The organism is Caulobacter sp. UNC358MFTsu5.1 (assembly GCF_000712075.1).
Lineage (GTDB): Bacteria > Pseudomonadota > Alphaproteobacteria > Caulobacterales > Caulobacteraceae > Caulobacter.
The window spans coordinates 1,143,244-1,164,639 of the sequence record NZ_JONW01000005.1; the positions used below are offsets into that span (position 1 = coordinate 1,143,244).

Sequence of the window (21,396 nt, forward strand, 5' to 3'; positions counted from 1 at the left end):
CGCGATGAGCCTTTCCTCCGCCCTCTCGACCGCGGTGTCGGGCCTGTCGGCCCAGAGCATGGCCCTGGCCGCCATCTCCGAGAACATCGCCAACTCGTCGACCACCGCCTACAAGACCAAGGAAGTCGACTTCCAGTCGCTGGTCACCGGCGCCATGGGCTCGGCCAAGTCGACCAGCTCGGTGGTCGCCAAGGCCAGCCAGGCCCTGAACGTCGGCGGGGTGATCTCCTCGACCGCCACCTCGACCAACGTCGCCATCGACGGCGCGGGCTTCTTCGTGGTCTCGGCCCATCCGGGCGACACCTCGTCGGACCTGGTCTACAGCCGCAACGGCAGCTTCTCGACCGACGCCGACGGCTATCTGGTCAACAGCGAGGGCTACTACCTCCAGGGCCTGCCCACCGACGCCGACGGCAACGTCCTGGCCAGCAACGCCAGCGACCTGTCCAGCCTGCAGGCGATCAACTTCAACTCGATCGGCGGCACGGCCAAGGCCACCGAGAACGTGACGATGTCGGCCAACCTGCCGGCCGACGCCACGACGGGCCAGTCCTTCACCACCAGCATGGAGGTGATCGACTCGCTCGGCGTCAGCCACACGGTCGGCCAGACCTGGACCAAGACCGCCGACAACACCTGGTCGCTGGCCCTGGCCAATCCGACCCTGACCTCGGACGGGACCACCACCTCGGGCGTGATCAGCCCGTCCACGGTGTCGGTGACCTTCAACACCGACGGCAGCCTGGCCTCGACCAACCCCTCGCCGGTGGCGATCAGCATCACCGGCTTTTCGACCGGGGCGGCGACCAGCGGCATCACCCTGAACCTGGGCACGTCCGGCGGCACCGACGGCCTGACCCAGTTCGCCTCGACCTCCTCGACCCTGTCGATCACCCCGACCATCGAGCAGGACGGCGCCAACTACGGCGAGCTGTCGGGCGTGACCATCGACGCCAACGGCCTGGTCACCGCCAATTTCGACAATGGGGTCAGCCTGGCGATCTACCAGATCCCGGTCGCCACCTTCAGCAATCCCAACGGCCTGACCCACGTCTCGGGCACGGTCTATGACGAGAACACCAACGCCGGCCAGGTGCACGTCAACCTGCCGGGCGACGGCAGCTCGGGCACGCTGGTGGCCAGCGCCCTGGAGGGCTCGACCACCGACATCGCCACCGAGTTCAACAAGATGATCATCGCCCAGCAGGCCTATTCGGCCGCCTCGCAGGTGATCACCACCACCAAGGGGATGTTCGACACCCTGATCCAGGCCGTGCGCTGATGGGGACGATCGAACGCCTGAGGCTGCGCGCCGAACGCTCCCGCCGGGTCGGCGGCGAGGCCCCGCTGGTCGCCACGGTCGAGGAGGCCCGGGCCCTGGCGCGCGGCGTGGCCGAGGGCCTGGCCGCCGCCCCCGAGGCCGACCACCTGCTGCTGCTGGCCAGCCTGCACGAGGTGCAGGCGGCGCTGGGCGCGCGGCTGGCGCGGCTGGACGCCGAGATGGGCGAGGGCCGCGAGCGGATCGGCGCGGTCAACCGCGGCCTGTCGGCCCACACCCGCTACTCCAGTCGTTTGTCGCCTCGCGGCGACGGGCCTCGCAAGGGCTGACCGCCATGTCGCTGTCCTCGATCATCGGCGCGGCGGGCTCGGCCCTGACGGCCTCGCAGTCCCGGATCGCGGTGGCCAACCTCAACGTCGCCAACGCCGACGACGCGACCTACACCCGCAAGACCGTCACCAGCGCGGTCAGCACCACGACCCAGACCCTGTCTGACGCCACGATCCTGCGGGTCGCCGACGCCTATCTGAGCAAGACGGTGCTGAAGACGGCCGCCGCCGCCGGGGGCGACGCGGTGACCGACAATTACCTGCAGTCCTACGACGCGGCCCTGGGCTCGACCGCCACCGGCGACGACGTCTCCAGCTTGGTCTCGGCCTTCCAGACCGCCCTGACGGCCCTGTCGTCCGGCGTCGACGCCACCAGCAAGGCCCAGCTGGTCTCCGACGCCTCCGACCTGACCCAGGGGATCAAGAGCCTGTCGGGCGAGGTCCAGGCCCTGCGCACCCAGGCCAACACCCAGATCGAGACCACGGTCGGCACGATCAACCAGACGCTCAAGAGCCTGGCCTCGCTGAACGACCAGATCGCCACCGTCACCGCCCAGGGCGGCGACACCACCAGCCTGGAGGACCAGCGCGACGCGGCCCTGACCACCCTGTCGGGCCTGATGGGCGTCAGCAGCTACGTCACGGCCGACAACCAGCTGCGGGTCTACACCACCGGCGGCGACGCCCTGCTGGGAACCACCGCCGCCACACTCAGCTACACCGCCTCCAGCCAGCTGGGCGCGGGCGCGACCTATCCCGGATCGATTTCCGGCATCCTGCTGAACGGCAAGGACATCACCGCCGGCCAGTCCACCGGCGCGCTGGGGGCCCTGGTCACCCTGCGCGACCAGACCCTGCCGGCCCAGCAGGACCAGCTGGACCAGCTGGCCGCGACCCTGATCACCCAGGTCAACGCCGTGACCAACGCCGGAACCTCGGTCCCCGCGCCCGCCAGCCTGACGAGCTCCGGGACGGTCTCGGCGTCCGACGCACTGTCGGCGACCGGGACCCTGCGGGTGGCCGTGACCGACTCCGCCGGCAAGGTGGTCTCGACCCAGGACCTGGACCTTTCCAGCTACGCCACCGTCGGCGACCTGGTGACCGCCCTGAACGGCGTCTCGGGCCTGACCGCCGCCATCGGCTCGGACGGCAAGCTGACCATCGCCACCACCGACAGCGCCAACGGCGTGGCCCTGGCCGACGACGGCGCCGCGATCTCGGCGAGGTTCGGCTTAAACGACCTCTTCACCGGCTCGACCGCATCAGACATCGGCGTGTCGACCAGGCTGGCCGGCGACGCCAGCGGCCTGCCGACGGCGGCCCTCTCCACCACCGCGACCCTGGCGACCGGCGACCTGGCCCTGGCCTCGGGCGACAGCACGGCGGCCGACGCGCTCTCCAGCCTGCTGACCACCGCCGTGTCGTTCGCCGCCACGGGAAGCCAGGGCGCCAAGACGGTGAGCCTGGCGTCCTACGCGTCGGGCTTCGTCTCCCAGGCCGCGGCCCTGATCTCGACCGCCTCCACCACCAGCGCCGCCTCAACCGCCGCCAACGACGCGGCCATCTCGCGGCTGCAGAACCTGACGGCGGTGAACGTCGATGAGGAGCTGGCCAACATCACCCAGTACCAGACCCAGTACGAAGCCAACGCCCAGCTGATCTCGATCGCCAAGGAGCTGTTCGAGACGCTGGTGAACATGGTGAGCTGAATGCTGAACCGCGTCGCCAGCTTCGCCCATACCAGCGCCATGACCGCGGCCAGCCTGAAGGTCCAGGCCAAGCTGGCCGACCAGCAGACCCAGACGGCCTCGGGCCTGAAGTCCCAGACCTATGGCGGGATCGCCCAGAGCACGGCCAGCATCCTGACCCTGGGCAACCAGAGCGCCCGCCTGACCGCCGACAACACCGCCGCGTCGTCCGCCGCCGCCTATGTCCAGGCGGCCTATTCGGCCGTGGGCGAGATCGCCGACCTCGCCACCACCATCAAGACCCAGCTGGCCTCGATGATGAGCAGCTCGACCCTGGACGCCGGCACGGCGGGCCAGTACGCGGCCGACTGGCTGACCGACCTGCAGGCCCTGCTCAACAGCCAGCAAGGCGGGACCTACCTGTTCTCGGGCCAGGCGACCGACGCCGCCCCGGTCGATTTCACCGCCGCCGGCTACGATCCGACGGCGGGGGCGGACACCACCTATTACGGCGGCTCGGCCACCGGGCGGACCTTCTCCGGCTCGGACGGCCAGACGGTGTCGCTGTCGGTCTCGGCCGGTTCGTCGGCCTTCGAGCAGCTGGCCCGGGCCATCGCCACGGTCGCCGCCGACCCGACGGACACCGACGCCATCGCCAGCGCCTACGCCCTGACGGGAACCGCCCTGACCGGCGTGGGCACGCTGCAGGAGACCATCGCCATCCAAGCCTCGTCCCTGCAGACGATCACCGACCGCAACACCGCCAAGATCGACGCCATCGACGCCCTGGTCACCGACCTGAAGGGCGCGGACCTGACGCAGGCGGCGGTGCTGACCACCCAGTACCAGACCCAGCTGGAGGCCCTCTACTCGATGATCAGCACGCTCTCGTCGCTGAGCCTGAGCAAGTACCTCTAGGGCGCCCGCACGCGTGCGCGAGCGGTCAGCCTGTCGATTTCATTGGGGAAATGGCGCACCCGACACGATTCGAACGTGTGACCTTTGCCTTCGGAGTGGATTCTGGAGCTTTTCGCCACCATCCTCCATGGCCGCCGAACGCCCTATATCACGTTGAATATACTCGACAAAATGCACATATAGGCCCACCATTTCCTCGCTATCACACGCCACGATTTCCGGAAGCATGCTGCCGCTGAGCTTCCGGATTTTCGAAGGCAAAGGTCAACGAGGAGAGTAGAGGTGAGGCTTTCCATCCGAACCGTCGAAGGCCTGGAGCCAGGCGACACCGACTACTTCGTCTGGGATGACGAGCTGCCGGGCTTTGGGGTTCGCGTTTACGCCTCGGGCCGCAAGACCTATCTCGTCCAGTACCGGTCGAGTCGGCGCACACGAAGGCTGACGCTCGGGATCCACGGCGCCCTTACGCCCGAGATGGCCAGGCGCGAGGCCAAGATTCATCTCGGCGACATCGCCAAGGGCGGTGACCCGGCCGAGGAGAAGAAGACCAACCGCAACGGCATGACCGTCCGCGAGCTTTGCGAGCGCTACATGGAGGATGCTGAGATCGGCCTCGTCCCCGGCAAGCGGCGGATGCCGAAGAAGGCGTCCACCCTCCAGGCTGACCGGAGCCGCATAAGCTCACACATCGCGCCGTTGCTCGGCACGCGGCTGGTCAAGGAGGTCACGCGCGCCGACATCCATCAGTTCATGCGCGACGTCGCTCTTGGAAAGGCGCGCCGCGATCGCAAGACCAAGCTGAGGGGGCGTTCGATCGTGCGCGGCGGTCTGGGCACAGCGGGGCGCACCTTGGGCCTACTCGGCGGCATCTTTACCTACGCTCAGCGGATCGGCGTGATTGAGAACAACCCTGTTCGGGGCATCCCCAAGCCGGCGGTGAACAATCGCTATCGGCGTCTCAGTGCCGCGGAGTACCGGACGCTAGGCGAAACGCTGCGCGAGGCCGAGGAAGAAGGGCACAACGAGATGGCCCTGACGATCATCAAGTTGCTGGCGCTGACAGGTTGCCGGCGCGGCGAGATCGAGAAGCTGCGTTGGGAGGAGATCGACGAGGCGGGCCGCTGTTTCCGGTTGGCGGACACCAAAGAAGGGCGTTCGATCCGCCCGATGGGCCCGGAGGTCTTTGCCTTGCTCAATCATCGGCGGCCTGCCGACGCCAGGGGTTACGTCTTTGAAGGCGACGTCGCCGGCAAGGCCTTCGACGGCGTGCCCAAGGTGTGGGGCAAGACGATCCGCAAGCAGCTGATGGATGTGACGCCACACGTTTTGCGGCACAGCTTCGCCAGCATGGCGAATGATCTCGGCTTTACCGAAGCGACGATCGCCGCGCTCCTTGGCCATGCCGCCGGCACCACGACCAGCCGCTACGTGCACAGCGTCGACACCGCCTTGATCTCGGCGGCGGAGAAGGTCTCAGGGCATATCGCCGGTCTGCTGCGCCATGCCGATGAGCAGCAAGGTCTCAAGTCGCTGTTTGAAAAGTTCGGTGAAGCGACAGCGGCGTGGGGCAAGGCCGTTTAGGTCTTTGACTGCCTGTTGACGCCCTGTGGACGGTATCGGGCTTTCAGGCGCAGGAATATCGGGACATCGGGCGCAGGCCGTATCGGGACATCAGGCGCGCAGATTGCACCTAAGCCATTCAGCTTGATGGGAAATTTCGACGCCTAACTTAAGAGTCTAACTGTCTAACTTGTTGGTGGAGGGCCAATGGCTTTCCATTCGACCGAGAAGCAATCGTCTTGAGCTTTTCCCGGTTGGTGAGCTTTGCGGAGCTAGCGCCCGATGACGGCGCTTGTGCGCAAGATTATTGCGCGCATTGGCATAAGATTGTGGGCGTGCTTCGCCGGGCATAGTTCCAGGCGGTTCACCTCTTGGCTCTGGCGGCGAGATGACCCCAGGGGCGCTGGCCGCTCAGGGCGATAAAGGCGACCGCAGAAAGTCCTAGTCGGCCTTTCGGCGGGGCGAGGTTTTGGCTTAGCAGCCGCCGGCGTCGCCTAAGCGGATTTTGCGGGCGGCCGCGGAGCCCGTTTTGCCTCCTAGGCGGCGTCCAGGTGGCTCTCGATGCGACTCAGAGTCTCGACCAGCACATCGCGATCTTGCGCCGATACGCCGGCGAAGAGTTGCTTCGCAATCGTCAGTCGATGCTGTTGACACCTACGCGCGGCTTCCTCTCCCTCGGCAGTGAGGATCAGGCGCTGACGGCGCGCGTCGGAGGGATCGGGAGACTGCCTCAGCAGACCGTAGCCGACCAGGGACCGGATCAGTTTGCCAATCTGAGCTTTGTCGCGCCGCGTTTCACGCACCACATCCAGCTGCGTGCAATTCTGCCGCGCCAGCACAATGCGCAGCACGTGCGCTTCCATAAGCAACAGCTTCTGCCCTTCGGCGCTTAGAGCGGCCGACATTCTGGCCTTCACCAGATCCATCACGCCGCCTAACAGGTCCAGCGCTTCGACCTCAGTGTCAGCCATCAGAACCCTCACAGTCGCAGAATTTCATCACCGGTACGGCTCCAACTGGTTGACAATGTCTACTTCTCGCAATTAGTAGAGTTTATCTACTAATTGCCTTACGGCAAGCGCTGGCACGCGAAAATCGAGAGCCCATCATGACCAAGTCCCGCGAGGCCGAGGAACACAAATGCGTACGTCCCCCTGAACAACACGTCGAAGACCTGCGCCTGAAATTGCTTCGAGCGCCCCCGGCGATGCTCATCGGCGGGCGGTGGCGACCAGCGTCTTCTCGCAGCGCATTCGAGGTGGAAGATCCTTCGACAGGCACGCTGGTCACGACAGCGGCGGCTGGCGGGCACGAAGACATCGAACTCGCGGTTCGCGCAGCACGCAGCGCCTTTCACAACGGTCCCTGGTCGCGCCTGTCGGGCGCCAGGCGGATGGGGCTCTTGATGGCTCTCGCCCAGGCGCTTGAAGAGGATGAGCTCGACCTTTCGTTTCTTGAGGCGATCGACACGGGGCACACGCTCTCGTCGATACGGAACGGCGACGTGCCCCTGGCGCTACGCGCTTTGAGAGACAACGCAGGGTGGGCGGCGAAGATATCCGGCGAGACCCCCATGCATCCGGCCGAGCAGGCCGCCTTCAGTTACTACATACGCGAACCGATCGGCGTGGTGGGCATCATCACCCCGTGGAATGCGCCGCTTTTGATGGTGCTGCAAAAGCTGAGCGCCGCCCTGGCGGCAGGCTGCACGGTCGTTATCAAGCCGTCCGAATTGGCGCCGCTGTCGGCGCTGCGGATCGGACAGGCGTGCGACAAGGTCGGCATTCCACCCGGCGTGGTGAACATCGTGACGGGCACGGGGGAGGAGGCTGGGCGTGCGCTGACCGAGCATCCTGACGTCAACCTGATCAGCTTCACCGGCTCGACGGTGGTGGGAAAGTCGATCATGGCCGCAGCCGCCAGCACCAACCTCAAACGCGTCGTGCTTGAACTGGGCGGTAAATCACCCGTCCTCGTTTTCGCTGACGCAGATCTCGACAAGGCGGCTCGGTCCATCGTCAGCGAGATCACCTTCAAAAGCGGCCAGTACTGCGCGGCAGGCTCCCGGGTTTTCGCCCAGGCCTCGATCCAGGACGCACTTCTGACTCGGATGCGCGCCATCATGGACGGTATGCGCATCGGGCCAGGAACGGACGCGAACACGGACATGGGGCCGATGATTTGCGCCAAGCAACGTCAGCGGGCCGCAGAGATCATCGGTCACAGCATCCAGGCCGGCGCGTGTGTTGTTCGAGGTGGCCACGCCCGCGTTGGCGGTGGATACTTCTTCGAGCCGACGATCCTGACGAACGCTTCGGCTCAGATGCGGGTCTCCCGAGAGGAAATCTTCGGCCCGGCTTTGGTCGTCACGCCCGTCCCTGACGAGGCGAGCCTCGACGAAGTCGCCGCCCTGGCCAATGACTCGATCTACGGCTTGTCAGCGAAAATCTGGACGCGCCAGATCAGGATCGCCCACGGGCTGATCCACCGTCTGGAAGCCGGTCAGGTCGTCGTCAACGGCGGTGGAGGCGAAGAGGTCCTTCCCTTCGGAGGCGTCAAGCAATCGGGTTACGGCCGGGAAAACGGCAGGAACGGCGTCGACGCCTACACCGAAATCAAGTCGATCCGGCTCGGATTCTGAAGGCGAGGCAATTCCCCAGGCGGCCCGGACGTGCGGGCCAATCGGCTTGCGGAAACCCCTTGTAACGGATGGGCTGGGCCGATTGTGGTCCTTTCAGCAGAGGCGTTGACCGGCCTCGTCCTCCACGCGGCGCATCAACGAATATTGCATCACCGTAGAACTGCTACGAGGTCCAGTAGCTTCTGCCGATGCCAGCGGCTATGTCTTTGAAGGCGATGTGGCGGGCAAGCAATTGACGGACGTGACGCTACAGACTCATGGGGCAATGCGGCATAGGCGCAGGATGCAATTGGCCCCTCGGTCCGGGATCGAGAGCGTTCCCGCCGCTAGAGTGGTGAGGATGACTGACGGCGCCGTTCGACGACGACCCCTTCACCCACGTTTGATCCGAAAATCTCGCGCCGTTTGGTCAAGCTGTCGCTCTCGAGAGTTAGTCTCGGGATTAGTGGGCGCGTCTCGAGCCTTGTATCGCCTCCTACGGGTTATCGGCGCCAGAGCGACACGCCCTCTTTCTGAAGGCAGCGCTGCACGGCGGGGCGCTGCTCGAGACGAAGCGAATGATCGGTCCAAGCTAAATAGTCCCGCCGCATGTCCAGGCCCATGCGGTTTCCCCATCTGTAAAAAACAAGGAGATATGGATCGACGATAGAATAGGACTCGCCAACGGCCCAGATCCGGTCTGTTAGGGCGCTCTCAATCCGGGCAAAATCCGCAGCCAAATGCTGGCGGCCCTTGAGGATAATAGGCTCGGCCGCAGTGCTATCGTCGCAGAAATAGTCTGGCCGCCAGATCATTCTGACCGACACCGCGTGTACATGACCAGATAGCCAGTTGAACCACTCGATCGAGCGAACGAGATTCTCGCCCGTCGTGTCTAGCAGGCCCGCGTCGGGCCGCGCTAAGCCGAGATGAACAAGGATGGCCGGCGCTTCGGTAATTACAAGATTTCCGATCATCAGGACGGGGACCCGCCCCTTGGGATTTAAGGTCCTGAACCAAGCCTCGTGCGTTTCAGGATGGCCCGGCGACATCAAGGCGATCGTGTAGGGCTCGCCAATTTCCTCCAGGATCACATGCGCGGCGAAGGAGCATGATCCAGGCGCGGCGTGAAGGGTATAGTGCGCCTTGGCTTGGTCCATTGGAACAGGATTCCTCTTCAATGCGGAGCAACGGTGAGCGCCTTGACGACCTGTTCTGTCGGGGGTGGGCTGCAGGCGTTCTGCTCCAGCGAAACAAGTCGCGGGATTCATAGCGGTCCAGTCAGGTGGCGTTGAGATCGAGGCACAACGCCCGCTCGTCCGGATACCATCCGACTTTATGATAGTGTATAACTTGGGTTGTATTTTCGATCTCCGGAGTCACCTCCTGCAGAGGAAGGTCGTGCCATCCCATCGCGATAAAGAGATCGCCGGTGTCCTTGCTGAACGTGAATAATCGCCTGACACCCGACAGCCGGGCGCGCGCGATAATCAATTCGACCAAGCGCCAAGACAGTTTGACGCCGCGCGCCGACGGATCGACCGCCAAGCTTCGCAACAGACCAGCATCGCCATCCGGTTCCAGGCCGCAGACGCCGACCACCGATAGGTCGCGGACCGCGACGATGTAGACACTGCCTGGCGAGAACAATCCGACTGTGGACAGCCCGCACGCCTCAATGAGGGCGCTGACACGTGCGAGATCAGATCGCCTGTGGGCGTCCCTGAAAGCAAACCTCACTGCGCCTCCATCGTCGGCCGTCCCTTCTGTGACAAGGTGGTCGGTTGCGCGCAGCCCCGCCTTACGATCGGGTCCAAAGTGCAAAGCTGTGCCTCAACAGAATGGCGCAAAGCCCGTCTCGCTGCTTTCAACCAGCGACTAGGATCCAGAATAGGCATGTCCCCGGATGCGCGCGTTGATCGAAGGGGCGCTTCGTCAAATTTTGGAACGACTGCATCCGTTCGAGCCCGTTGCCTCTGACCAATAGCGCCCGCAGGTGGTTGCGAGGCCGGACGTATTCCGCGCTCGTCGAACCCGCATGGTCCGGCGAAGAACTCTTTCGCAGAGGACGTCTAGGCCTTGCCGGGCCTAAGAAAGCCAAGGCTTTCGCCAGCCCTGGCTTCCCGGCGCCGGCGTGTCCGACTCCCTTCAAGTCGGATGTGAGGCTCGTCAGGGCAGGGGGGGAGGAGACCCTCGCTCCTTGCGGTACAGCCTATGATCTATCGCTTGATTCCTACTAACCATAGGAATATGGGTGGCGCATGGCGAAGAAGGGACTTAATAAGGCGGTAGTGGTCGATTGCGCCGCCCGACTGGCGGACGCAGAGGGTATTGTCGGACTGTCGATGGCGCGGCTGGCCAAGACGCTGGGGATCGCCTTGCCAAGCCTCTACGCCCACGTGCGCAGCCTCGAGAACCTGCGTCAGGAAATTTCCCTGGCGGTGAACGCCGAGCTCTCGCGCCTTATGGGTGAGGCGATCCAAGGCCGTTCCGGGCGCAATGCGATTTTTGCTCTGGCCCGAGCTTACCGCGCCTACGCTGTAACCCACCCCGGCCGCTATGCGGCGGCCACGTTGATTGCGCCGGACTTTTCAGATCCTCGCGCCGTTGAGGTCGCCAAAGCCTGCGCAAACGTCGTCTACGACGCACTTCGCGGCTACGGGCTAGAGGGCGACGACCTGACCCATGCGGCGCGTTTTTTCCGAGCCGGCCTGCACGGCTTCGTCAGTATCGAAGGCCAAGGGGGCTTCGGACTGGACCTCGGCGTTGACGCCTCCTTCGGGTCTTTTCTAGCCGCAGCCGATCGCGCCTTGAACAGTTGGGAGCTAGCCCGCCCGTGACCCAAAGCCTTATGTTTGAGGACGCCTTTGAAAGCACCGCCACCGCCTCAACCGTCGTCTATCGTGTCCTTTCGCCTGCCGCGCCCAACGCCGGCGAGCGCCTGCCGGTGATCCTGCACCTTCATGGGGCGATGTCGTCTTCGGCGTTCCTGGAGGTCGCCAAGCCGATCTACGATGCGGCCTGGTTGAACGGGACGTTGCCGCGCGCGATTGTCGCCTGCGCCTCGACGCCGACAATGGGCGGATTCTACATTGATCGTCCGGATGGCGCGGCATGGGAGCGGTTGGTGGCGACCGAACTGCCCGAGCGCTTGGCCGCGCGCTTTGCGCTCACCGAAGCCCGCGCCGCCATCGGCTTTTCGATGGGCGGTTACGGCGCCCTGAAGTTGGCCTTCCGCCAACCGGAGCGCTACCGCGCGGTCGCCGCCATGTGTCCCGCGATCTTCCCTGCGGAGACTTCGGTCGAGGTTCCGGAGAAAAACCGTGGCTCCGTTCTCGGGGAATTGAACCTCGCCATGGGCGAATCCTCGGACGACTATTCCAACAATTGCGTCCAGGCGCTTCTGCGCCGCAACCACGAAGACATTGCCGCCTCCGGCGTGCGGATTCTCCTGGAATGTGGCGAACGCGACGAACTCGGTCTCCACGATGGCGCGATGCATTTGCATCACCTTCTGATGGAGCTGCAAGTCGATCACCTGTGGCATTCCTTGCCGGGAATTGGGCATGCCGACGCCGGAACGACACGGCTGGAGAAAGCCTTGGCTTTCTTGGGTCGGGCCCTGGCCGAGACGGCCTCCACCGAAGAGTTCTTCGACGGACTATGCTGAGGTCTACAAGCGCGGAGCACATCTGGCCTCAAAACCATAAGGCCGCGCAACGCATACGCTCCCAACGTGTCGCATGGATCTAGAGTTGGCTTCGCCGACGAGGAGCCAACGTCGCTTTTCCAGAGGCGGACCAGCGGCAGCTCCTGGCGCGTAATCCTCGAAGCTTTCCAGGTTCTTCACGTCGTCGCTGCCACCTGTCGTGTGAGCTGCTCTGCGGAACGGTTGCGCATTCCCGCTCGGGTTACCGAACCTTAAGTATCGTGCCCAAGTCGCTCGTGCTTAGACAGATCGCATGATCACACGGCGCAATTTCTCCCTGGTGCTGTCCGGCGGCCTGGCAGCGCCCGCAATCCTGGCGGCGGCCCCGGTTCCTGCACTCCGCCGCGCGGAGGCTCGTCGATTGCAAAAGTACGCCGAGACGACCCACCCGCGCGGATGGGAAGCCGCTGCGGATCCGGCCTGGCGGTCGGGTTGGGACAGGCTCGCGGCCGACGCGGATGACCTGACGACGGAGGCCTGGGTGATGGGCCTCATGGCTCGGTTGGCTTGGTTCCGCGACGGACACACGACCATCTACACTTATATGGTCAAGCTCCCAGGCTTCGACCTTGACCTGCCGATCACAGCCAGCCCCTTCTTCGACGGCCTGTACGTCACCGCCGCCAAGGCGGAGGGCGCGGCGTTGCTGGGCGGCCGGATCGTGCGGGTCGACGGGGTCGCCGTCGAGCAGGTCCTGCGCGCCTTCGCAGCCGTATGGCCTGCCAACAACGCCGCCGGGGCCTATCACCACGCGGGCCTCGCCCTGAAGCCTGCGGTCCTGCGAGGGGCGCGACTGGCCGGGCCGGCAGCCGCGTCAGCGCCGGTCACACTCGAGGCGGAGGTCCAGGGGTCAGTCGTCAAGGTCGCGCTGACGCCGCGTCCGGATGGCGGCGATGCGCTGGTCGCACTTTCACGAAAGCTCTGGCCGGTCGAGACCTGGCGGCCGGGCGCCCAGGCCAACTTCGTCCGTGCAGACGGCAAGGTGCTGGTCATCGCCTTCGATCGCCTGAGCGACAAGCGCGACTCGATCTTGGCTTTCGTGCGCGACGCCTTCGCGGCGATGGAAACCCCTGAGATCGAACGTGTCGTGCTGGACCTGCGCCGCAACGACGGCGGCAGCAATCTCATGGGCGAGGGCCTGAGGAGGCGCCTTGAACGGTCCCGGTTCAATCGGCCCGGCGGCCTTTACGTGCTCACCAGCGGGAAGACCTTTTCCGCAGCCCAGAATCTGACCTCGCGGATTGAGCGGGAGACCTGGGCGGTATTCGTGGGCGAACCCAGCGGCGGCGCGCCTAACCACTACGGCGATGCCATGCCGTTCCAGGCCGACGGGTTCCCGGCGTATGTCTCGACCCTCCCCTGGTTCGACTCCGACCCCTTGGACAAGCGCATCTGGACCATGCCCGACGTCCTGGTCCCGCTGCGATTCGCGGACTGGGCGGCCGGCCGGGATGCGGCGATGGAGGCTGCATTCGCCCATGTCGACAACCGGACGCTTGATGACCTGAGCGAAGCGCGCACCATGTATTCCGACCGCCCCAGCCAGAAGACGGAGTGGAAGCCGTTCTGGATGTAACTTCGCACCGTCGGTGGCTTGGCCATGAGGAGGCCGCCTTCGGCGACGTACCAAAAGGCGCGTCCCTGGAGCCCTGCCAACGGCAGCGACTGGCGCGAGGTCGCCGCGGAAGCGGACGCTACGACCGACTGAGAAGGAGGGGGCGCTTGTTCTCGATGTCCGACAATGGCCGCAAGCAGGAAATAGCACCCGCTCTAGAAGCGGACTCTCAATGCGAGCAGTTAGACTGCGCGAACTGACCAGCCTACGTGGCGCTGGCCTATCATAGCGTCCGAACAGACCTGCCGAAGCCAAATAAACGTGTCCCGGGTGAGGTTCTGTAGATCTCGCCCGAGACAGTCCGCTTCAGGTTCTCCGCCGCCACTCAGGCCCTCGATTGATCATTCTTGCGCCGTAAGCTCAAGGTCTTCAAACCCTAGCCCTTGGTTGCGAGAGTCCGCAATCGGTCGGAGAGCCCGGATCGAGTAGCCACTTGAGCGTGCCGCTCTGATCTAGGCGCACCAGCGTAGCGCCCGGCCGAAGAAACGCCATCGCGGTGATGGCCAGATAAAAGGAGCGCCATCGGTCGGCTCTCATGTTGTTGTGGTCGTTGGGTTTTTTGCGACGTCGCTTTTCCCACCATGCCGTCGCTTTTCCGAAATGCCGAACTCTTTCAATGTCATTTCCGCCAGCGGCTAGCTGACAGCCGAACGACGATGGCTCGGCATATCGGCAATGACGACCTCCTGAGTTTCGGGCTCCCAAACATAGTAGATGCGAAGGCAGCGCTTCGGGTCTCGCGTTCCCGAGCTGTCCTTGATGTGCCAGTCAGCCGTCATACGGCGCCGTTGCCAGTCGAATTCAAACTCATCGTTCCCGCACCGTGAGTTCCTGACGCCGGCCTCGATCACGTAGTCGCGGAAATCGCCCGATGCCCCGTCAATTCGACCCTGCCGGTACTCGGTAGCGAGCCACAGAAGACAACGCGCCGCCAACCCGACATCCTCGAACTCGGGATCCCGAACACCCCTTCGCGCGGCGGACGCCAAGGCCACCCGCCCAGCTAGGGCAACGTCGCACCAGCCAGCGAAGTCCGCCCAACTGGCTGGCAGTTCGATCTGTTCGGCGGGCGCGCCGAGCGCGCTGATCTGTTGGAGCAACTGGTCAATTCGATAGGCAGAAGCTCGTAGCTGCGCTTCGGCGTTGGCAGCTCGCTCCTCTGCCTCCTGGGTGCTTTCGCTAAAGAAGTCGAGCATGGCTTGGGTGTCGGCGACTTCGCCCTCCAGCGCTTCAATGCGGGCTCCGGCAGCCGCGAGCTGTTCACTATCGCTGGCGCCCTCGTCGCTAAGATGTATCTGGCGGGCACGAAGGCTCGCGTTGCGAATTCCAGTGAAGGAGAGAACTCGATGGCCAAGCCGGCTGCGGAAAATGCTCTCCCGCGCAGCAAGAATTCGCATCCATCGGAGGCTGCGAGCTTGATCTTCTCGGGTGTAAAGCTCCTCCGGCCTGGCAAGGCGATGCTCGAACGGACGGGCGTTCTCATTGAAGCCGGGCAGATAAGCGCGAGCCGCGCCGTTGAATACCGCACGCGGTCTTTGAAACCGATCGCGGATGCGCCAGGTCAAAGCGTCTGGGACAATCGCCACGATTGCGATCCCGGCGGTCGCCCTCGCAAGCGCGGCGGCGTCCACGTTCGGGCCGGCCGCACCTTCCGCCACCGTGAGTACGAATACAGGCACGTCACGATCGGGCGAGGCCATGACATCTAGCAGGTGCGCCATCTCGCTATCTCGCTCGATCCGCCATGGCTCAACTTCCATGTCGAGCCCTCCGCGACTCAGCCCCAGTGACGAAATCAGCTGAAGAACGAAGCCCGGCGCGTGCGGCTCGATATTGAGATCCTGCTCATTTGTGCTGGCCAGCAAGCGCGTGCTGAAATGGGCGGCTCGGCCGTCTAACCCGACGACTACCTCAGTCGTCCAGACGCGGCCTGGGACAAATTTGTCTGGATCGTCCGCGCGGATTGCCCAGATATCCGAGCTTTCGTATTGGATGCGAATGCCGGCACTGTTCCGCCCGCCGGCTAGGTACTCGAAGCTTTGGAATTGCCATGCTTCCTCTGGCAGCTTTCCGCCTGACCGGTTTTGGGCCCACTTGAGCACCTCCCGTCGCGCAAGATCAGCTGACGCGGACGAATCCGATCCGCCCAGGGTGCCAACGACACGCATGATCTCGTGCTCGCGAACGACACCGAGCCTGCTTGGCCGTTGAACGAAGGTCTTTGCTGCTTCCATGGTTCGCCCCCTAGTGGGGACGTTACACAACTGTGACGCTTTAGGCAGGCGCAAAGCCTATCGACGCGTGTCGTGGAGGTGCCAGGCGGCCGTCAGCCCCTCAAGGGCGGCTACCGCCGTCGCCGGCGGCGATGGCCTAGCGGCCACCCTTGACCGCCCGCCGGTCGTCCGGCTTTGGCTCGGCATGCGGCTTAAGCCGCTTCAGGGAATGTCTTCCCTGGCTGTTCAGCCATGGCGCCAGAAATCCCGACTCCGCTTATGGCTGCTGACTCAGATGTGAATCGCGGCCTTGTGCTGTCGGCTTGCAACCTGCGCTCGAAAACGGAAACTGGCCTGGATGAAGCAGAGCCTCGACCATCTCCCCGCCGGCAAGCGCCGCGAACTGGAGTTCGTGGTCGACACCCTGCGCGCGGCGTTCGCCGGCGCCCTGTCGCACCGGACCATGCCGCGCTTTCGCAACGCCAAGCTACTCAAGATCATCCTGTTCGGAAGCTACGCCCGTGGCGACTGGGTCGAGGATCCGGTCGGCCGGTACTTCTCCGACTTCGACATCCTCGTCGTCGTCAATCATGAGGACCTCGCCGACGTCCCTGAGTTCTGGACCAAGGCCGAGGAGGCGCTGATTGACGCCCTAGCGTCGGGCCAACACCTGCGCACACCCGTCAGCGTGATCTACCATGCCCTCGACGACGTGAATGAGCAGCTGACGCTCGGGCGCTACTTCTTCACGGACATCGTCCGCGACGGCGTCGTGCTGTTTGAGGAGCCCGGCCATCCGCTGACGACGCCGGCGCCGCTGTCGGCCGCCCAGGCTCTGCAAGAGAGCCGGGACTACTACGAAGAATGGCTCCAGAGCGCCGACCAGTTTGTGCGGCAGTACCGCCACGCGGTCGACGATGGCGCGCCGAAGATCGCCGCGTTCGATCTGCACCAGGCCGCCGAGCGCTACTATCACACGCTGTTCCTAGTCCTAACGCTCTACAGTCCCAAGACCCACAGCCTGAACCAACTGCGCAAGCTGGCCGAAGGCCTGGACCCGGCCATGGCCCAGGTCTGGCCGGGGCAGAACAAGTTCGAGCGCCGCTGTTACGAACTGATCCGCGAGGCCTATGTGAAGGCCCGCTATTCGCGCCACTACCGCATCACCGCCGAGCAACTGGCGTGGCTGGAAGAGCGGATCGGCGTGCTACGGGAAATGGTCCGCGAGCGGTGCGAGAAGCGTCTGGCTGAGCTCCAGAGCGCCGCCTGAAATGAAGCCGCCGCCCGTGCCTAGGTCTGATCGCCGAGATTGCGACTGCACTAGGGTCTGGCGTCCAGATCCCCTGAAGCGGACCAAAGGCCCAACCTGACTCATAGGAGAACTTGGCTAGGGCCGCTGTGGTCAGCTAAATCTCGTCGTCGCCATGGGCGATGACGCGAGTAACTGGCAAGCCATCGACTAGGTTAGCATTCCGGGGAGCGCTTTCGCTCAGGGCGGCAAATGGGCCGACTCATTGATATGGGCTAGCGTTGCCACATGTTCGAAATCACCGGCGAGGATGTCGCCCGCCTTTCCGACGCTGACCTGCGGACTTTAGTCGCCCGCCTGTGTCTGGCTGAGCTGCGCGCGCAAGGTGCGCAACTTTCGGCGGTTACCGCTGGCGGGGCCCAAGACGCGCCGGACGGTGGCCTGGACGTTCGGGTCGAGCTGGCGGTCGGGCTTGCTCGCCATGATTTCGTTCCGCGAGCCAAGACCGGCTTCCAGGTCAAGCGACCGGACATGCCGCGCGGGAAAATCCTTGCCGAGATGCGGGCCGGCGATCATCTCAGACCCGTCATTTCCGACCTTGCTGCCTCCGATGGGGCCTACGTTATCGTCAGCGCCCAAGGCTCGGTCGCCGACGGTCCGCTGGCCGACCGGCGCCGCGCAATGCGCGACGCCATCGCGGACGATCCGAACCAGGCGAGGCTACACACCGACTTTTATGATCGGGAACGCGTGGCTACGTGGTGCAACGAGTACGTTGGCGCCGCCGCGTTCGTTAGGGCGCGGACGGGACACGAACTTGCCGGCTGGCGCTCTATTGGTCGCTGGTCCGACACCGGAGTCGCGGTCGATGGCGGCTATCTGGTCAGCGACTTTGCATGCCTCATCGACGAGCGGCAGGATCGCCGCGAGCGCCTGATGGTTCTGGACGGCATCGCGAGACTTCGATCAAGTCTCGGCCAACCAGGACATTGCGTGCGTCTCATCGGCCTTTCGGGCCTTGGCAAGACACGGCTCGCCGAGGCGTTGTTCGAAGACGGTGTGGGGGAAGCTCCGCTCGATCCCGCCCTGGCCGTCTATACGGACTATTCGTCCGAAACGACGCCTTCCGCTGTCGATATGGCGCTGCGGTTGGTCGCGGCGGACCGGCGCGCCATCCTGATCGTCGACAATTGTAACCCGGCCACGCACGCCCAAGTCGCCCGGATCTGCGGCGAGGATGGCAGTCAGGTCAGTCTGCTGACGATCGAATACGACGTCCGTGACGATGAGCCGGAGGACACCGATGTCTTTCGATTGGCGGCCGTGTCACCGGAGCTGGTGGAGACCTGGCTAGAACGAACGTTCCCGTCCATGCCTCAAGTCAACCGCTCGCGTATCGCCGAGTTCAGCAACGGCAATTTCCGGGTCGCCCGGGCGTTGGCTTCGACCCTGCGCGGCGGCGAGAGCCTGGGTCAGCTGCGGGACCAGGATCTCTTCGAGCGCATCTTTCAACAGCGTAACGTGGCCGATCGATCCCTGCTGCGCGACGCCGAGGCATTGTCGCTCGTCTACTCGTTCAATGGCGAAGACCTGGCCGACGGCGGAGAGCTGGCCGCGCTGGCGGGGTCGGCGGGCCGTTCGCTGAGGGACTTGCGCGAGAGCATGTCTGATCTGGTCGATCGGGGCCTGGTCCAGTCGCGCGGCCGATGGCGGGCGATGTTGCCCCAAGCCCTGGCAAATCCCCTGGCGAGTTCGGCCATTCGTCGAATGCTGCCGTCCGAGATTGAGACCTTCTTCGATACCGCACCCCCGCGGCTGCTACTGTCGTTCACACGTCGGCTCAGTTATCTCCACGACAGCGCCGACGCCCGCGCCTTGGTCGAACGCTGGCTCTCACCTGGCGGACGCTTCCATCGCCTACCGACAGACGATGATTTCGTCCTGGTGCAGAACTTGGCGCCAGTCGCGCCGGATCTGGTGCTAGCGCGCATGGCCGAGCATCTAGCCGGACCCGACGTGGGGGAAATCCTGCGGCCCAACAACATCCACCGTCGCCCATGGATCGATCTTCTCAAGTCGTTGGCGTTCGAGGTTGCCCATTTCGATCAGGCGGCCTGTTGCTTGGCGATGTTCGTCGCCGCCGAGGTTGAGCCGTCCCGCCACAGTTCAGCGAAAGATGCCTTCAGGGAGCTTTTCCAGCTCTATCTGTCGGGCACACGCGCCGAGCCGGCGCAGCGCCGGCGTCTGATCCGTGCGATGCTCGAGGATAGCGAGGCTCCCCTGGGTGTCGCGGGGCGTGAAGCTTTGTCAGCGCTTTTTGAGATCGGCCATTTCTCCGCCAGTTCGAGTTTCGATTTCGGGGCGCGGCCGCGCGACTTCGGCTGGACCCCTGCGAACAACGAAGAAATTCGAACCTGGTACAACGAGGCTATCGCCCTGGCGCTCGACCTGCTGCCCGTTCCACAGGCCAAGGACTTCTTGGAAGATAACCTGAGAGCGCTCTGGACCCAGGGCGCCAGTCACGACCTGCTGGAAAGCGTCTGCCAGCGTCTGGCCGCCGACGGTGGTTGGAATGGCGCATGGTTGGCCTTGAGATCCGCCCTCAAGTTCGACGGGGAAGGCATGCCTGCAGATGTTCGAGAACGGCTGGAGCGGCTAATCGCAGCCCTACAGCCTGTCGGCCTGCTACCACGGGCCCGCGCCATCGTCCTGATGATCGGCACCGGTAGATTTGACCTCGACGAGCAGGATTATGACGACGAGGGCGAGCTGATCGCCAGCACGCCGTCGGCCGCAGAACAGGCGCGGGCGATCGGTGCGGCCATGGCGACGGACGAGGCGGCCCTTGCGGCATTTCTGCCTGAGGTGATTGTCGCGCAAACGCCGCCGCGCGCCTTCGAGTTCGGTGAGGGTCTCGGCGGCGCGGTGTCCGATGTGCCCGGCGCCTGGGCTCGACTTGAGGCGGGCTATGGCGCTGTGGTCGCCGACTACAAGAACCCGACCGTCCTGGGCGGCTATCTCAACGCCGCCCTGGCTCGAGATCCAGGCTTCGTCACCGGTGTCCTCGACGGTGCGGCGACGTCGCAGCATCTGGCGCCGCATCTGGCCTACTTCCAAGGGGTGGTGGGCCTGGACGACGGGGCGTTTCGCCGGATGACGGCGGCGCTCAATTCGGGAATGGCCCAGCCCAATCACTACAGCCGGCTGTCGATCCGGCAACTGACGCCCGCCCGGGTCGGCGAACTTGCGACGTTCTTGGAAGCCCTCAACGCGTACGAAGATGGCGCGGTGGTCGGGGTCGAAATCCTGCATGGGTCGTTGCGGCGCAACCCGACCTTGTCCGAGCAGACCCTTGCGTCCCTTACAGAGGTCGGACGGGCCTTGCTGGCGCGTGTTGATTTTGCACCGCGCGGGGTGATGTTCGACCACGCCCTGGAGACTTTGCTGGTGCAATGCCTGCCGGGAGCGGCCCCGGACGTCGCTCTGGCGATCTGCGAGAGGGCGCGCGCGACCGTTGCGGAAAGTCGCGGCAGCGCATTTACGCCCCGGAAGCGCATCCTGGGCCGTATCTTCCAGGCGCAACCGGTCTTGGCTCTCAATCTATTCCTGCTGGAGCCGCCCTCGGGCCTGCGGATGCTCTTCGACTATGGGGTGCCGAATGGCTCGCCCGTCGCCACGCTGCCGGCAGGCGTCCTTTGTGATTGGGCGGACATTGATCCAGCCAATCGCTGGCCTCGACTGAGCAGGACCCTGCTGCTTTTCGAACCCCGGAACGTTGAGCGTCAGGTCAACCCGTCGCCCCTCTTCATGGCGGTTCTGCAAAGGGCACCCGACCCGGCGGCGTTCCTCGGGGCCTACCACAGCCGCCTTCAGCCAGGCAGTTGGGGCGGTTCGCTGGCGGAAATCCTAGAGGGGCGCCGGCGCGCCATTCTCAAGGCCGGCGATCCGGCGCTCACGGCATGGGCCAGAGCGGCCGAGGCCGAACATGTCGCCTGGGTGCAGGCAGAGCGCGATCGGGAGCATCGACGCGAAGAAAGTTTCGAATAGTCTCGCAGCCTTCGCTGGCGCTTCCCGGGTCGGCGAGCTGATCATTCAGAAGAATTGTGATGCGACGCCCTCGCTCGCTACTACCGATCAACTGCGCGGCTTTCTGCAGGGCTGGGGTCAGGCCGACCCTGCGCCCAGCGCCTCCGAGCCATCGGACTATCGACCCGTC

The 21,396-nt window shown here is 64.6% G+C and carries 15 protein-coding genes; 11 read left to right on the forward strand and 4 right to left on the reverse strand.

What is annotated here, in order from left to right:
* Positions 1-4: 4 nt before the first annotated feature.
* The 5 genes from flgE to BR39_RS0107245 all read left to right on the forward strand — a co-directional run bounded on the left by flgE (position 5) and on the right by BR39_RS0107245 (position 5,795).
* Positions 5-1,282 (forward strand): flagellar hook protein FlgE, encoded by a 1,278-nt coding sequence (gene flgE, locus BR39_RS0107225; protein ID WP_029909191.1) that lies wholly within the window; start codon positions 5-7, stop codon positions 1,280-1,282.
* Complete coding sequence (locus tag BR39_RS0107230; protein ID WP_029909193.1) at positions 1,282-1,608, forward strand: hypothetical protein; 327 nt, start codon at positions 1,282-1,284, stop codon at positions 1,606-1,608. Before flgE ends, BR39_RS0107230 begins: the two co-directional genes overlap by 1 nt.
* A gap of 5 nt (positions 1,609-1,613) precedes the next feature.
* Complete coding sequence (flgK, locus tag BR39_RS0107235) at positions 1,614-3,317, forward strand: flagellar hook-associated protein FlgK (protein WP_029909195.1); 1,704 nt, start codon at positions 1,614-1,616, stop codon at positions 3,315-3,317.
* On the forward strand, positions 3,318-4,214 hold the full coding sequence (locus tag BR39_RS0107240) for a flagellin (RefSeq protein ID WP_029909197.1): 897 nt from the start codon (positions 3,318-3,320) through the stop codon (positions 4,212-4,214). It abuts the gene before it with no gap.
* Between the two features lie 282 nt (positions 4,215-4,496).
* Positions 4,497-5,795 carry a site-specific integrase gene (locus BR39_RS0107245; RefSeq protein WP_029909200.1) on the forward strand — a complete coding sequence of 433 codons (1,299 nt, stop codon included), beginning with the start codon at positions 4,497-4,499 and terminating at the stop codon, positions 5,793-5,795.
* Between the two features lie 515 nt (positions 5,796-6,310).
* On the opposite strand, the gene BR39_RS25695 is transcribed toward BR39_RS0107245, so the two are convergent.
* Positions 6,311-6,745, reverse strand: a complete 435-nt coding sequence (locus BR39_RS25695) for a MarR family winged helix-turn-helix transcriptional regulator (RefSeq protein WP_051695242.1) — start codon at positions 6,743-6,745, stop codon at positions 6,311-6,313.
* A gap of 137 nt (positions 6,746-6,882) precedes the next feature.
* Here BR39_RS25695 and BR39_RS0107255 point away from each other — a divergent pair, with 137 nt between their 5' ends.
* Positions 6,883-8,415 carry an aldehyde dehydrogenase gene (locus tag BR39_RS0107255; protein ID WP_081916573.1) on the forward strand — a complete coding sequence of 511 codons (1,533 nt, stop codon included), beginning with the start codon at positions 6,883-6,885 and terminating at the stop codon, positions 8,413-8,415.
* Between the two features lie 482 nt (positions 8,416-8,897).
* Here the strand turns inward: BR39_RS0107255 and BR39_RS0107260 are convergent, their stop codons facing one another.
* Together BR39_RS0107260 and BR39_RS25700 are read right to left on the reverse strand one after the other, a co-directional pair.
* The gene (locus BR39_RS0107260; RefSeq protein ID WP_029909206.1) at positions 8,898-9,554 is read right to left on the reverse strand and encodes a glutathione S-transferase family protein; all 657 of its coding nucleotides are present in this window, start codon (positions 9,552-9,554) and stop codon (positions 8,898-8,900) included.
* Positions 9,555-9,675: 121 nt separating this feature from the next.
* Positions 9,676-10,134, reverse strand: coding sequence for a GNAT family N-acetyltransferase (locus tag BR39_RS25700; protein WP_051695246.1), 459 nt, complete (start codon positions 10,132-10,134; stop codon positions 9,676-9,678).
* A 521-nt stretch (positions 10,135-10,655) separates the two neighbouring features.
* Between BR39_RS25700 and BR39_RS0107270 the strand changes: the two genes are divergently transcribed.
* The 3 genes from BR39_RS0107270 (at position 10,656) to BR39_RS0107280 (ending at position 13,679) form a co-directional block, all read left to right on the forward strand.
* A complete protein-coding gene (locus tag BR39_RS0107270) occupies positions 10,656-11,234 on the forward strand; it encodes a TetR/AcrR family transcriptional regulator (RefSeq protein ID WP_029909218.1) in 579 nt (192 codons plus the stop codon).
* Positions 11,231-12,064 carry an alpha/beta hydrolase family protein gene (locus tag BR39_RS0107275; protein ID WP_051695251.1) on the forward strand — a complete coding sequence of 278 codons (834 nt, stop codon included), beginning with the start codon at positions 11,231-11,233 and terminating at the stop codon, positions 12,062-12,064. Before BR39_RS0107270 ends, BR39_RS0107275 begins: the two co-directional genes overlap by 4 nt.
* 292 nt (positions 12,065-12,356) lie before the next feature.
* The gene (locus BR39_RS0107280) at positions 12,357-13,679 is read left to right on the forward strand and encodes a hypothetical protein (protein ID WP_156035606.1); all 1,323 of its coding nucleotides are present in this window, start codon (positions 12,357-12,359) and stop codon (positions 13,677-13,679) included.
* Between the two features lie 674 nt (positions 13,680-14,353).
* Here BR39_RS0107280 and BR39_RS0107285 read toward each other — a convergent pair.
* The gene (locus BR39_RS0107285) at positions 14,354-15,952 is read right to left on the reverse strand and encodes a hypothetical protein (RefSeq protein ID WP_156035608.1); all 1,599 of its coding nucleotides are present in this window, start codon (positions 15,950-15,952) and stop codon (positions 14,354-14,356) included.
* 337 nt (positions 15,953-16,289) lie between these two features.
* Here BR39_RS0107285 and BR39_RS0107290 point away from each other — a divergent pair, with 337 nt between their 5' ends.
* Positions 16,290-17,201, forward strand: coding sequence for a HEPN domain-containing protein (locus BR39_RS0107290; protein ID WP_029909226.1), 912 nt, complete (start codon positions 16,290-16,292; stop codon positions 17,199-17,201).
* Positions 17,202-17,468: 267 nt separating this feature from the next.
* Complete coding sequence (locus tag BR39_RS0107295; RefSeq protein WP_029909229.1) at positions 17,469-21,227, forward strand: hypothetical protein; 3,759 nt, start codon at positions 17,469-17,471, stop codon at positions 21,225-21,227.
* Positions 21,228-21,396 lie beyond the last annotated feature (169 nt).